This window comes from Sideroxydans lithotrophicus ES-1, assembly GCF_000025705.1.
GTDB lineage: Bacteria > Pseudomonadota > Gammaproteobacteria > Burkholderiales > Gallionellaceae > Sideroxyarcus > Sideroxyarcus lithotrophicus.
The window spans coordinates 1,456,252-1,470,000 of record NC_013959.1 but is presented as its reverse complement, the minus strand read 5'-3'; the positions used below and the strand labels follow the sequence as shown (position 1 = coordinate 1,470,000).

Genomic DNA, 13,749 nt, shown 5'->3' with positions numbered 1-13,749 from the left:
TCCTCCGACGGGGCGGATTCTATCAAAATATATAAACGGGATACTAGGGATTCGCTGAAGATACGCTGGAGATATATGAATCCATTACCGCTGCGCGTTTTGACGCAACAAATCTTCCAGCTCCTCTGCCGGAATGGCCTTTGAAAACAGGAAGCCTTGAGCATAATCGCAGCCCGCCTGCTTCAGGAGATCGCGCTGCTGCTCCGTCTCGACTCCTTCTGCGATGACCTTCAGGCCCAACTTGTGCGCCATGACGATGATCGCCTCGCACAGGGCCATATCGTCGGACTGGTTACCCAGGTTGTTGACGAAGGTCTGGTCGATCTTCAGGTAATCGATGTCGAATTTTTTCAGGTATGCCAGCGAGGAATATCCTGTTCCAAAGTCGTCTATCGCCACCTGGATGCCCGCATCGCGCGAGGCCAGCAACCTGTCCTTGACATTGCCATCGTCATCCAGCAACACGCCTTCGGTGATCTCGACCACCAGACTGCTCGCCAGCAATCCGTTCTGTTCCAGTTCGCCAAGCCATTCCGCAGCCTTCAGCGGATTGTCGTTGTGGAACTGTACCGGAGACTTGTTGACGCTGATCTGGAATCCTTTATGGTGGCTCGCCTGCAGGCGCTTCACCTGGTGCATCGCTTGCCGCAACACCCAGTCGCCGATCTCGATGATCATGCCGGTCTCTTCCGCCAGCGGGATGAACTCGGAAGGGCTGACCATGCCACGCGTAGGATGCAGCCAGCGGATCAGCGCTTCGGCTTTATGGATATCCCCGGTCGCCAGTTCGACGATAGGCTGGTAAAACACACGTAACTGGTTGGAAGACAAAGCATCACGCAGATCGTTGACCAGCCGCATCCGTTTTTGTGCATTCTCCTGCAATACGGGCGTGAAGTAGCTCATGCGGTTACGTCCAAGGTGCTTGGCTACATACATCGCCTGGTCGGCATTCTTCAGCAAGGTCTCCATGCTGTCTGCGTCAGAGGGATACAAAGTGATCCCGATGCTGGCCGAGATGAAGGCCTTCTCTTCGCCCAATACGAATGGCGCAGCCAGTTTGGTGATGATGTTCTGGGCGATGCGTTCAATGTTGTCCGGGTCGTTGACATCGGGCAGGATGACCACGAACTCGTCCCCTCCCATGCGTGCAACCGTATCGGATTCGCGCACGCAATGTTGAATGCGTTGGGCAGCATCCACCAGCAGGAAATCCCCGGCATCGTGCCCCATGGTGTCGTTGACCTCCTTGAAGTGGTCGAGGTCAATGAGCATGAGTGCGAACGAAGATTGATCGCGCTTTGCCAGCCGGATCGTCTGCTCCAGCCGGTCGCGGAACAGGCGCCGGTTGGGCAACTGGGTAAGCGAATCGTAATTAGCCTGACGCCGTATGGTTTCCTCGGCCAGCTTGCGTTCGGAAAGGTCGGTGTGTGTGCCGATCATGCGCGTCACCCTGCCATCGGTAGAACGGTGCGCCACCATGCCGCGCGTCAAAATCCACTTCCAGCTGTCATCCTTGCAGCGCACCCGATACTCGGCGGAAAACCTGTCTGCTTTCGAGTGGAAGAAATCGCTGATCCTGGACAGCAGCCGCGAGATATCTTCCGGGTGGACGCGGGCGTTCCATTCCGACATGTCGTTGCCGATCTCATCGTCGGCAAAACCGAACATGCCCTTGCCGCCTTTCGACAGCGAAACCTCGTTGTTCGACACGTTCCAGTCCCAGACGCAGTCGCCACCGCCCTCCAGCGCAAAGCTCCAGCGCGCCTCGCTCTCGCGCAATGCCTCTTCGGCCTGGTTGCGCCCGGTGACATCCACGGAAATCCCGATGGCACCGATCACTTCGCCATTGCTGTCGCGCAACTGTGCCTTGGTGACCTCCAGCTGGTGCAACTTTCCGTCGACTAAAGGAAGCGTTTCGACTGAAACATAGGGCTCATCCTGCGACAGGCAGGCCTGATCGGAAGCAAGGCAAGCTGCCGCGATCTGCTCACCCATAAGATCGGGAAGATGCGTAGTGGCGAGAAACGCGCTTTCCGGAATGCCGGTCGCATCGCAGAACCGCTTGTTCACAAACTGATAGCGGCCATCCTTGCCCACCAGCCAGATGCCGACCGGGGCATGGTCCAGTATCGCATGCAGTCTGGATTCACTCTCGCGCAAGGCATCTCCATCGCGACGATGCTGCCGGATGGTCGACTCCAGCACGACACCGACCAGGCTCAGGCTGATCATGTATAGCCAGAAATTCGCCAGTCCGCTATGGATGTCACCGGCGAAAAAACCCACTCCGTCGAGCGCACCCAGCACCCCCTGTACCGCGGTCAAGAGCAGCACCAGCGTCACTCCATGTCTTCCCAGACGGATCGCCGCCCAAGTGACGAACAGGTACATCAAGTATCCCAAGGGGATATCTTCAAACGATGACGACGTCCAGCCATGGAAAGCAACCAGGCTGGTCAGGAATGCCAGCACTGCGAATAGCGACAACTCCAGCCATCTGCTCTGCTCTTTATTGATCCACCTGCTCGGCTGCTTGCGCCAGATCAGCAGGAACGGGGTGCCCAGTGCGATCCCGAGCAGATTGCCCATCACCCAATACCCCCAGGCATGGAAAATATCCGCAATCGGCAGGACATTCGCAAACACCAGCGTGACCACCCCTATCGTCGCCGCCAACATGGCAGCGATGGAGCCTGCAAAGATCAACCATAAATAATCTCGCGGCTGTTTGAATCCGGAATCGAAAGTCTTGATCAGGGAAAGGAGCCAGACGGCTGTCAGCGCCTCAAGTACATTGCTTGAAGCGATAAAGAACGAGAGTGGGACAGAACGCCATATCACCAGATAAGCCGCCAGCGCTCCGATAAAGATGCCCGGCCAATATTTTCTGCCGCCAGCAATCAGTGCTGCGAGCCCAACTCCGCTTGGCAGCCAGACAGGGGATATCTTTGCTTCGGTGGTCAAATTGGAAAGTACGAGCAGGATAAGCAGCGCATACAGCAGCGCCAGCCAGGACAGTCTGGGGACATCCGTCCAACGATAGACTGCGTATGGATGCATGCCAGACATCAGCTACTCACCCATGCCGCAAGAACCATCTTTCTTACTCCCACTCGATAGTGGCTGGCGGCTTGCCGGAAATGTCGTAGACCACCCGGTTGATGCCGCGCACTTCGTTGATGATGCGGTTGGAGACCTTGCCCAGCAACTCATAGGGCAGGTGCGCCCAGTGCGCGGTCATGAAGTCCTGCGTCTGCACCGCACGCAACGACACCACCCATTCGTAGGTACGCCCGTCGCCCATCACGCCGACAGATTTCACCGGCAGGAACACGGTGAATGCCTGCGAGGTCTTGTCGTACCAGCTCTTGCCGTCGGCATCCCTGGTGTTGCGCAATTCTTCGATGAAGATGGCATCGGCGCGGCGCAGCAACTCCGCATACTCGCGCTTCACCTCGCCGAGGATGCGCACGCCCAGACCGGGTCCGGGGAACGGATGGCGGTACACCATGTCAGCCGGCAACCCCAGCGCCACACCGAGTTCGCGCACTTCGTCCTTGAACAGTTCGCGCAACGGCTCCAGCAGCTTGAGGTGCATGGATTCCGGCAGACCGCCGACGTTATGGTGTGACTTGATGGTGTGCGCCTTCTTCGTCTTGGCGCTGGCCGATTCGATCACATCCGGATAGATGGTGCCCTGCGCCAGCCATTTGGCCTGCTTCAGCTTGGCCGATTCGCGCTGGAACACTTCGACGAACTCGCGACCGATGATCTTGCGTTTCTGCTCGGGATCGCTGACCCCGGCCAAGTGCTTCATGAATTCGCTGCTGGCATCGACATGGATGACCTTCATGTGCAGGTTCTTCGCAAACGTTTCCATCACCTGCGCGCCTTCGTTCAGGCGCAGCAGGCCGTTGTCAACAAATACACAAGTGAGCTGGTCGCCGATGGCGCGGTGGATCAGCGCCGCCGCCACGGACGAGTCCACTCCACCGGACAGGCCAAGGATGACCTCTTCGCTGCCAACCTGCGCCTTGATCTTCGCCACCGCTTCGGCGATGTAGTCCGGCATGTTCCAATCCTGGCCGCAACCGCAGATGTCGTGCACGAAGCGGCCGATGATGGCCTTGCCCTGATAGGTATGCGTGACTTCCGGATGGAACTGCACCGCATAGTAGCGACGCGACTCGTCCGCCATCGCAGCGAAAGGTGTGGCCTCGTTGGAAGCGATCACCGAGAAACCGGGCGGCAGTGCCGTCACCTTGTCGCCGTGGCTCATCCATACATCGAGCAGGCCGTGGCCTGCTGCGTTGGTCTTGTCCTGGATGCCATTGAACAGCTTGGAGTGCCCCTGTGCGCGGATCTCGGCATAGCCGAACTCGCGTACCTTGCCGCTCTCGACCTTGCCGCCGAGTTGCGCAGCCATGGTCTGCATGCCGTAACAGATACCGAACACCGGCACGCCCAGCTCGAACACCACGTCCGGTGCCTTGGGGGTCTCTTCTTCATACACGGAATTCGGCCCGCCGGACAGGATGATGCCGGCTGGATCGAAGGCCCTGATGTCCGCTTCGGTCATGTCCCATGGGTGCAGCTCGCAATAGACATGGGTCTCGCGCACCCTGCGGGCGATGAGCTGGGTGTATTGGGAACCGAAATCGAGAATGAGGATTTTTTTGTGCATGGCTTCTTAGGATTTTGGAATTTGGAATGAGGATTTAGGAGAGATTTGGCTCAATCCTAAATCCCAACTCCTAAATCCTCTAGTCGATATGGTAATTCGGAGCTTCTTTGGTGATCTGTACATCGTGCACATGTGATTCGCGGATACCTGCCGACGTGATCTCCACGAATTCGGCTTTCGCATGCACTGTGGGAATATCGGGACAACCCAGGTAACCCATGCTGGCGCGCAGACCGCCGAGCAACTGGTGGATCACCGCCAGTGCACTGCCCTTGTAAGGGACGCGGCCTTCCACGCCTTCCGGCACCAGCTTGTCCTGATTGCCTTCGTTCTCCTGGAAGTAACGGTCACTGGAGCCTTGCTGCATCGCGCCCAGGCTTCCCATGCCGCGATAGGATTTGTATGACCGCCCCTGATACAACTCGATCTCGCCGGGAGCTTCCTCTGTTCCGGCAAACAGGCCTCCCAGCATCACGGCATGGGCACCGGCTGCGATAGCCTTGGCGATATCTCCCGAGAAACGTACGCCGCCATCCGCGATCAATGGCACATCCGTGTCCGCCAGGGCGTCCGCCACATTCTGGATGGCCGATATCTGCGGTACACCGACACCCGCAACCATGCGTGTAGTGCAAATGGAGCCGGGACCGATACCGACCTTGACGCCATCGGCGCCATGATCGACCAGTGCCCTGGCCGCAGCAGCGGTGGCAATATTGCCGCCGATCACCTCGACCTTGGGGAAGTTCTTCTTGACCCATTGCACACGGCTCAACACGCCTTGTGAATGGCCGTGCGCGGTATCCACCACCAGCACGTCCACACCTGCTTCGACCAGCAATGCCACGCGCTCTTCCGTGCCCTCGCCCACGCCGACTGCGGCGCCGACCCGCAAACGACCCAGCTCGTCCTTGCAGGCCAACGGATGTTCGCTTGATTTGAGGATGTCTTTCACCGTGATGAGTCCGCACAATTCGAACGCATCGTTTACGACCAGCACGCGCTCAATACGGTGCTTGTGCATAAGGTTACGCGCTTCGTCGCGGTTGGCGTTTTCCTTGACCACGATGAGCCGATCGCGCGGCGTCATGATGTTGGTGATGGACTGGTCGAGATTGCTCTCGAAACGCAGGTCGCGATTGGTCACGATGCCGACCACCTTCTTACCTTCCAGCACCGGCAGGCCGGAGATCTTGTGCTGACGGGTCAGATTGAGCACGTCGCGCACGGTCATGTTCGGCGCGATGGTGATCGGATCCTTCACCACGCCGCTCTCGAAACGCTTGACCTTGGCGACTTGCGCGGCCTGCTCTCTGGCCGTCATGTTCTTGTGCACGATGCCGATGCCGCCCTCCTGCGCCAGTGCTATAGCCAGACGCGCCTCGGTGACGGTATCCATCGCCGCAGACAGCAGCGGAATGTTCAGGGTGATATTGCGGGTGAGCTGGGAGCGCAGACTGACGTCGCGCGGCAGGACGTTGGAATGCGCCGGAAGCAGCAATACATCGTCGAAAGTGAGGGCTTTTTGTACGATACGCATGGGAACCATCCTCTGCAAAGCGCGCATTATATCAAAACTTGCACAGAGGCCGCACGGCGATTACCCGCCGCCTTTCCCTTTTCTGCCCATGACATAGATCAGATACTCGAAAAAGACTTCACACCAGCTTTGGTCATTGTCTTTCAGGGTCATCAGCAGCTTGTTCACCTCGCTGATCGGCCAGTTCGAGTTGAAACGTACCAGCATCTCCTCTGGATAAAGTGGCAGCAGCGTTCCCAGGCTGGCTCCCTGCTTGTTGATCTCCCGCAACATCAGCGCCAGGTCCTTGTCAGAATCGATCTCTGCAGTGATGTCCCCGTAGACTCTGGGGTGCAGCTTGGTATATTCGATGAAATTGCTCAGCACATAGAAAAACTCGTTCTTGTTGTTTTCCGACACTGAATCGCCCAGCACGAAAGGCAACACCGTCAGCTCCAGCCAATAATAGTTGAGTTTGGGATTCTTTCGCTTGCTGACACCCACGTAACCATTGCGCTCTTGCGCGCGATTGATGCAGTCGTCAAGTATCAGCTTGTCGGAAGCGCGCGTCGTAAGGTCGGCATCTTTCAGCACGATGGGCTTGACCAGAAAGAATTCCGGCAAGTCATCGAACAGTTTCCCGGAGTTCTGGTGGGCACGGTAATAGGAACGAAACAGCCGAAGTGCCGAATCCTGGTTCCTGTCTACCTGGAAATACTCCCGATTGATGCCAGTCGGCAAATGTGTATGTGACATTTCGGCTTACAGCCCCGCTCGTTATCGTTCCATGCTCCCCCAAGATCGGGAGTCCGGGCAAAACTTCGGGCGCTATCATAAATTGACGCGCGGCAAATTAACAGCTAGTTTCGCGACTATCGTCATTGGAGGAACTCCTTATGAAACGCTTTCTTGTCGTCGTCACATTGTCCCTGCTCTCCGCAAGTGCCCACGCCGGGCTGGTAAAATGGGTAGATTCGGATGGCAAGGTTCATTATTCGGACGCTCCACCCACCCCGGATGCGACCACCCAGGCAGTACCCAACTTTACCGGCAAGGATCAAGGGGGATATTCTCCCGCCTACACGCCAAAAAGCTATGCTGAACGCGAAGCGGAAATGAAAAAGGCCAAGTTAACCAAGGATGAGGCTGAACAAAAGAAGGCCCAACAGAAAGCCCAGGAAGAAGCCAAGAAGAGCAACTGCGCTGCCGCGCGCGAGAATGCACGGGTTCTGCAAGACAGTCCGCGCGTCGTCACCTACGACGCCAACGGCGAACGCTCTTTCATGGATGATGAAACTCGCGCACAACGCCTGAGTGAAGCACAGAAGGTCATCAGCGAGAACTGCAACTAGGCCGGAACGACAGCGGCCTTGCCGCCGCTCTCCTCGCTCAGCTTCAGCGCCTCTTCGATATCCACAGACACCACCTTGGAGACGCCACGCTCCTGCATGGTCACTCCGATCAACTGTTGAGCCATCTCCATGGTGATCTTGTTGTGGCTGATGTAGACGAACTGCGTCTTGTCCGACATCTTCTGGATCAGTTTGCACAGGCGCTCGGTATTGGTGTCGTCCAGCGGCGCATCCACCTCATCCAGCACGCAGAATGGTGCCGGATTGAGCTGGAACAGCGAGAACACCAGCGCGATGGCGGTGAGCGCCTTTTCGCCGCCGGACAGCAGATGGATGGATGCGTTCTTCTTGCCCGGCGGATGCGCCATCACCTGCACCCCGCTGTCGAGGATCTCCTCTCCGGTCAGCACCAGCTTTGCATCGCCGCCGCCGAACAGGATGGGGAACAGTTCGGACAGATGGCGGTTCACTTCCTCATAAGTCGCCATCAGCAGGTCGCGTGATTCCTTGTCGATACGGCGGATCGCGTCTTCCAGGGTCTCGATCGCCTCGTTCAGGTCTTTTGCCTGCGCATCCAGGTAGGTCTTGCGTTCCTGCGCCGACTGCAGTTCCTCCAGCGCGGCCAGGTTCACCGCGCCCAAAGCAGTGATCTCGTTGCCAAGGCGCGTCAGTTCGTTCTGCAGACCGCCCGCCTTGGCGCCCTCGATCAGCGGCAACAACGGTTCTTCGTCCACCCCCTGCAACTGTTCCGCCCACTGCTCGAACTGGATCCGCGCTTCCTGCTCCTTCAGCGTGATCTCGCTCACCTTCTCGCGCAGCGGATTCAGTTTCTGCTCGCAGGCCATGCGTTCCTGCTCCATGCGATTCAGGTTCATGGTGGCGTGTTCCAGCGTGTTGCGTGCTTCGGCCAATGCCTGTTCATGCACCTGACGCTGTTGCAAAGCACCCTGCAACTGACGGTCGGCATCTCCTTCGCTGAGGTTCGCCAGTTCGTTGCGGCTATGCGTCAGCGCTTCCTCCAGCTGCGTCAATGTCTCGCCGTGCTGCTTCAGGTTCTGTTCCAGATCGGCCAGTTTCTCGGCGCAGGTCTTGGCGAAGAAACGGGCTTCCTGCAACTCGTGCTGCGCCTTTTGCGCGCGGTCGCGCTGTTCGCGCAACAGGCCGTCCTGCGTGTTGGATTGCTGGCGCGCCTGATCGCTTTCCATCTGCTGGGACGAAAGTTTCTCGCGCTGGATCGCCATCTGCTCGGCGATCTCTTCCATCTGGCGCTGTTCGTTCGCGATACGATCCGCCAGCTCTTCCAGCTCCTGTGCGATCTGCACATTGCGTTCCTGAGTGCGCTCGTTGGCCTGGGTCAGTTTCAATATCTGCATCTGCGCACCATGCTGGCGTTGCTGCAGATCGCTGGTGGAACTGCGCAAGGGAGCGATGCGTCCCTCGACTGAGTGGTAGGCTTCTTCAGCCAGAGCCGACTGCTGTTTGCCCTGCTCCAGCGCATCGCTGCGCTGCTGCACTTCCTGCTGCAACTGTTCGATCTCGCGCTGGCGCGCCAGCACACCGTGCAACTGGCTGTCCGGTGCATGGAACAGCACACTGTGCGCGCCGACCAGATGTCCCTGTGCCGTCACCAGCCAGGCGCCTGCCGGCAGGTTGTTGCGCTGGCCCAATGCCTCGCTCAGGTTCGAGACGGCATACACACCAGCCAGCCAATCGTCCACCACCGGCGCGGCCTGGGCATCCTGGCAACGCACGTAGTTCGCCAGCAGCGTCAGGCCGGTTTGCGCAGCCACATTGCCCGGACGTGAACCGTCCGCCGCATACACGGCCAGTTTGGCCGGTGGCACATCGTTCCAGCCTGCCGCATCTTCCAGGCGCGGCAATGCCAGCGCGTTGATACGTTCGCGCAATACCGCTTCCAGCGCATCCTCCCATCCCGGCTCGATGCTGATGGATTGCCACAGGCGCGGCGCGTTATCCAGTTGGTGCCGGTTCAACCAGGCCTTGAGGTTCTTGTCGTTGTCGAGCTGCGTCTGCAATTGCTGCAGCGCATTCAGGCGCGCTTCGGCCTGCGCCAGCTGACGCGACAGCTCCTGTACCGCATCGCGCTGCTGACGGCGATCGGCATCGGCCAGCGGCAAGCGCTCCTGCAGTTCGGCCAGCTGTTGCTGCTGCATCTCGTATTCGGCTTGCATCTCGGCGAGTTGCTGCTGGCTTTGCTCCAGCAATCCGGCGTCCACCTGCGGCAGGTTGTCGCGCTCCAGCATCAGGCGCGAACGACGGCTATCCAGCTGCTGCACGTTTCCCTGCACATGCCCGCGCTGCGTCTCGGCGATCTGCAATTGCTGCTGGATCAGCATCTGTTCGCGCTGCATCGAATTGAGCCGCTCCTGCGCCACTCGTGCCGCCTCTTCCACCTGCGGCAGGCTCTGAGCCTCGCTCTCGCTGCGGTTCTCGCAGGTAGCCACGCGCACGGCGGCATCTTCCTGCTGTTGCTGCCAATGGGTACGCAGGGTGCGCAGCCCCTGCAGCTGTGTCTGCTGCTGTGCGATCTGGCGCTCGCCGTTCTGGATCTGCTGCGAGAGGCGGTTGCGCTGTTCGACGATGAATGCGATCTGCTGTTCCAGCCGCAGCACTTCGGCGTTGCTCGCGTACAGTTCGCCCTGCTTGGCATGCAGCGCATCGGACAACCCGAAATGCTCGCTGCGCGCGGTTTCCAGCCTGGCTTCCACTTCCCGCAGTTTGGCGATCTCAGCTTCCAGCTCGTTCTTCGTCTTCTCCACTTGCTGCGACAGACGTACCCGGCGCGTTTCGGCTTCCTGTTTGTTCACCAGCCACAGCAGTTTTTGCGTGGTCTCGCGCCGCGCTTCCAGTTCGCGATAGGTCTTGGCCACCTCCGCCTGTCCGCCCAGATGCACCAGTTGTTTGTCGAGTTCCTGCAGGATGTCGGAGACGCGCAACAGATTGTCGCGCGTATCGCCCAGGCGCAGCTCGGTCTCGCGGCGGCGGTCGCGGTATTTGGAGACGCCCGCGGCTTCTTCGAGGAAAACGCGCAGTTCTTCCGGTTTCGCCTCGATGATGCGCGAGATCATGCCCTGCTCGATGATGGCATAGGCTCTGGCGCCTACTCCGGTGCCGAGGAAGATGTCGGTGATGTCCTTGCGGCGCACCGACTGGTTGTTGATGTAGTAGCTGGAATCGCCGTCGCGTTGCAGCACGCGCTTGATGGATATCTCCGCGTAGGTCGCCCATTGCCCGCCGACCTTGCCCAGCGAATTGTCGAACACCAGTTCGACGCTGGCCCGAGCCACCGGCTTGCGCGTGCCGGCGCCGTTGAAGATCACGTCCTGCATGGATTCGCCGCGCAGCGCCGAGGCGCGCGATTCGCCCAGCACCCAGCGCAGGGCGTCAATGACGTTGGACTTGCCGCAACCGTTGGGACCGACGATACCCACCAGCTGCCCGGGCAGCGCGATATGGGTGGGGTCAACGAAGGACTTGAAACCGGCTAACTTTATATGTGCGAGACGCAATTTGATTCAGGCTGACGATATAATGCGCCGCATTCTAACTGAACCCGAGCCCCTGACCAAATGACCACCCAACCCACTAAGACATTAGAGACCTTTCCCAATCCGCAACCCGGGCGCGACTACCACATCCACATGGAGATACCGGAATTCACTTGCCTGTGCCCCAAGACCGGCCAGCCGGACTTCGCCACCCTGATTCTGGATTACATCGCCGACGAGAAATGCGTGGAATTGAAGAGCCTGAAGCTCTATATCTGGTCGTTCCGCAACGAAGGGCATTTCCATGAGGACGTCACCAACCGAGTGCTGGATGACCTGGTTACCGCCACCCAGCCGCGCTTCATGCGCCTGACCGCCAAATTCTATGTGCGCGGGGGAATCTTCACCAACGTTGTGGCCGAACATCGCAAAGCCGGATGGCAACCGGTGCCGTTGGTCGACCTGAGCCAATTCCAGACGCAGTCGAATACGCGCGATTAAGCCTTGCGCAATATGGCCTCGAACTCGGCCAGCGGGGCCGGTCTTCCGAACAGATAACCCTGGAAGGCATGGCAGCCGCGCAAATCCAGAAACTCCCTTTGCGCTTCGGTTTCCACGCCCTCGGCGATGACGTTCAATCCGAGCACTTCGCTCATGGCAATGATGGTCTGGACGATAGCCGCATCATTGGAGTCGCTGGCGATGTCGCGCACAAAGGACTGGTCTATCTTGATCTGGTCCAGCGGCAGACGCTTCAGATATTGCAGGGACGAATATCCGGTACCGAAGTCATCCATCGAAAAGCTCACTCCCAGCAATTTCAACTCACGCATCTTGGCTATCGTGTCTTCGACGTTTTCCAGCACGAGACTTTCGGTCAATTCGAGTTTGAGCAAAGACGGTTTCGCCCCTGACTGAGCCAAGGTGCGCTGTACCTGTGAGACGAAATCCATGCTGCGAAACTGTTTGGCACTCACATTCACCGCCAGGGTCAGGTCGCACGTCAACGGATCGCTCTGCCAGACTTTGAGCTGGGTACAGGCAGTTTGCAATACCCACAGCCCGATCGGAACGATATGCCCGGTCTCCTCAGCCATCGGGATGAATTGTGCCGGGGAGACCAGTCCTCGTTCAGGGTGTTGCCAGCGCAACAGCACTTCCGCACCCAACGGACGATTGCTGCTATCCATCTGCACCTGGTAGTAAAGGCGAAGTTGATTCCGCTCGACCACCTGCCTCAACTCCTCTTCAAGTTCAGCGCGTGCCTCTATGGAAGCCTGCATCACCGGATCATAGAATCGTATGGCGTTGCGTCCCGCTGTTTTGGCCTGATACATCGCGGTATCGGCGAACTTCAACACTTCTTCCAGGCTTTGCTGGTGCCCCCGGAACATCACGACGCCGATGCTGGGTGTGGTACGGTGAACATGGTTGGCCAGCTGATAAGGCTGGCTAAGGGCATAACGTATCTTCTCTGCGACCAGATCGGCCTGGGTCGCTGCCTCATCCGGGACCGAACTCAGGGATTCCAGCACCACCACGAACTCATCGCCTCCCAGGCGTGCCACGGTATCGCCATTGCGCACACAGCTATTGAGTCGCTTCGCCACCTCAATCAGCAACTGGTCGCCGATATCATGGCCCTTGGTATCGTTAAGTGTCTTGAAGTTATCCAGATCGAGGAACAGCACGGCACCATGGTGACCGCTGCGTGCCCCGACCGAGAATGCCTGTTGCAGGCGCTCGTTCAGCAAGCGTCGATTGGGCAGCTCGGTCAGCGGATCATAGAACGCCAGCTGATGTATCTGCGCTTCGGCCTCCTTGCGCTTAGTGACGTCGGAAAAGATGCCGACGTAATACAGCAGATTGCCGGATATGTCCCGCACCGGGTTGATGTTCATCCAGCTCGGATACACCTCTCCATTCTTGCGGCGATCCCATATCTCGCCTTCCCAATGACCGTTTGCCAGAATATCGTCCCACATCTCCCGATAAAACGTGTGGTCGTGCCGTCCCGATGCCAGCAGGTGCGGATTCCTGCCCTGGACCTCTTCGGACTGATAACCCGTGATGCGGGTGAATGCGGGGTTGACCTCGACGATATTCCCTTTGGCATCGGTGATCATCACGCCCGAGTAGCTGCTCTCGAACACCGTCTCCAACAGGTCGCGCTGATCGATCAAGCCGCGGGTATGAACATCGTTGTTGCGGCAAAGCACAATGGCCTTTGCCAAGTGCGCCAGAACCGGTTGCAACATCGTCGTCAAAGGCAGGGACGTTTTCGGTATCTCGACTGCAAGCAGCACGATCACCCCGCAATGATCGATGGGCAGCCTGAGATACGACTTGTATTGCATCTGCGTGCAGCGCAACGCGGACAATAATGCCGCCTGGTCTGATTCCCGCCCCGCCGTTTCGCCGATCAGTTCGCATGGCAAAGCGATGTTCCGGCCGATCACTCCGATCAGGTCGAAATCTCCAACCACGGCATCGAGGCGAACTTCGGCCTGTCCGTCGTGCTTGTTGCATGGCGGCACGTCCAGACAGATGAACCCTGCCGAAAAGGATGTGTGATACAACAAACGCTGCAGCGTCCTCGTGAGCAGGGGTTTGACGCTGATCTCGCTGCCGATGGTGACCACCAGGTCGTACAGAACCGGCAGGATGTCGTCGCGATCCATG

General features: G+C 58.5%; 8 protein-coding genes. 2 read left to right on the top strand and 6 right to left on the bottom strand.

Annotation, left to right across the window (positions count from 1 at the left end; all coding sequences use genetic code 11):
* Positions 1–84: 84 nt before the first annotated feature.
* The 4 genes from SLIT_RS15190 to SLIT_RS07270 form a co-directional block, all read right to left on the bottom strand.
* A complete protein-coding gene (locus SLIT_RS15190; RefSeq protein ID WP_083775058.1) occupies positions 85–3,063 on the bottom strand; it encodes a bifunctional diguanylate cyclase/phosphodiesterase in 2,979 nt (992 codons plus the stop codon).
* A 43-nt stretch (positions 3,064–3,106) separates the two neighbouring features.
* A complete protein-coding gene (guaA, locus tag SLIT_RS07280) occupies positions 3,107–4,687 on the bottom strand; it encodes a glutamine-hydrolyzing GMP synthase (RefSeq protein ID WP_013029601.1) in 1,581 nt (526 codons plus the stop codon).
* 79 nt (positions 4,688–4,766) lie between these two features.
* On the bottom strand, positions 4,767–6,227 hold the full coding sequence (guaB, locus tag SLIT_RS07275; protein ID WP_013029600.1) for an IMP dehydrogenase: 1,461 nt from the start codon (positions 6,225–6,227) through the stop codon (positions 4,767–4,769).
* A gap of 60 nt (positions 6,228–6,287) precedes the next feature.
* A complete protein-coding gene (locus SLIT_RS07270) occupies positions 6,288–6,962 on the bottom strand; it encodes a hypothetical protein (protein WP_013029599.1) in 675 nt (224 codons plus the stop codon).
* 140 nt (positions 6,963–7,102) lie between these two features.
* On the opposite strand from SLIT_RS07270, the gene SLIT_RS15185 reads away from it, so the two are divergent.
* A complete protein-coding gene (locus SLIT_RS15185) occupies positions 7,103–7,558 on the top strand; it encodes a DUF4124 domain-containing protein (protein WP_013029598.1) in 456 nt (151 codons plus the stop codon).
* Here SLIT_RS15185 and smc read toward each other — a convergent pair.
* Positions 7,555–11,088 (bottom strand): chromosome segregation protein SMC, encoded by a 3,534-nt coding sequence (gene smc, locus SLIT_RS07260; protein ID WP_013029597.1) that lies wholly within the window; start codon positions 11,086–11,088, stop codon positions 7,555–7,557. The two genes, SLIT_RS15185 and smc, sit on opposite strands and share 4 nt — an antisense overlap.
* 60 nt (positions 11,089–11,148) lie before the next feature.
* Between smc and queF the strand changes: the two genes are divergently transcribed.
* Positions 11,149–11,568, top strand: coding sequence for a preQ(1) synthase (gene queF / locus SLIT_RS07255; RefSeq protein ID WP_013029596.1), 420 nt, complete (start codon positions 11,149–11,151; stop codon positions 11,566–11,568).
* On the opposite strand, the gene SLIT_RS07250 is transcribed toward queF, so the two are convergent.
* Positions 11,565–13,748, bottom strand: coding sequence for a putative bifunctional diguanylate cyclase/phosphodiesterase (locus tag SLIT_RS07250; RefSeq protein WP_013029595.1), 2,184 nt, complete (start codon positions 13,746–13,748; stop codon positions 11,565–11,567). The genes queF and SLIT_RS07250 overlap by 4 nt on opposite strands.
* Position 13,749: the final 1 nt, after the last annotated feature.

Bases quoted from the DNA above. Each gene is read 5' to 3' on its own strand.
- SLIT_RS07270 (WP_013029599.1), bottom strand. From the start codon at position 6,962: ATGTCACATACACATTTGCCGACTGGCATCAATCGGGAGTATTTCCAG.
- guaB (WP_013029600.1), bottom strand. From the start codon at position 6,227: ATGCGTATCGTACAAAAAGCCCTCACTTTCGACGATGTATTGCTGCTT.
- SLIT_RS07250 (WP_013029595.1), bottom strand. From the start codon at position 13,748: ATGGATCGCGACGACATCCTGCCGGTTCTGTACGACCTGGTGGTCACC.
- queF (WP_013029596.1), top strand. From the start codon at position 11,149: ATGACCACCCAACCCACTAAGACATTAGAGACCTTTCCCAATCCGCAA.
- guaA (WP_013029601.1), bottom strand. From the start codon at position 4,687: ATGCACAAAAAAATCCTCATTCTCGATTTCGGTTCCCAATACACCCAG.
- SLIT_RS15190 (WP_083775058.1), bottom strand. From the start codon at position 3,063: ATGCATCCATACGCAGTCTATCGTTGGACGGATGTCCCCAGACTGTCC.
- SLIT_RS15185 (WP_013029598.1), top strand. From the start codon at position 7,103: ATGAAACGCTTTCTTGTCGTCGTCACATTGTCCCTGCTCTCCGCAAGT.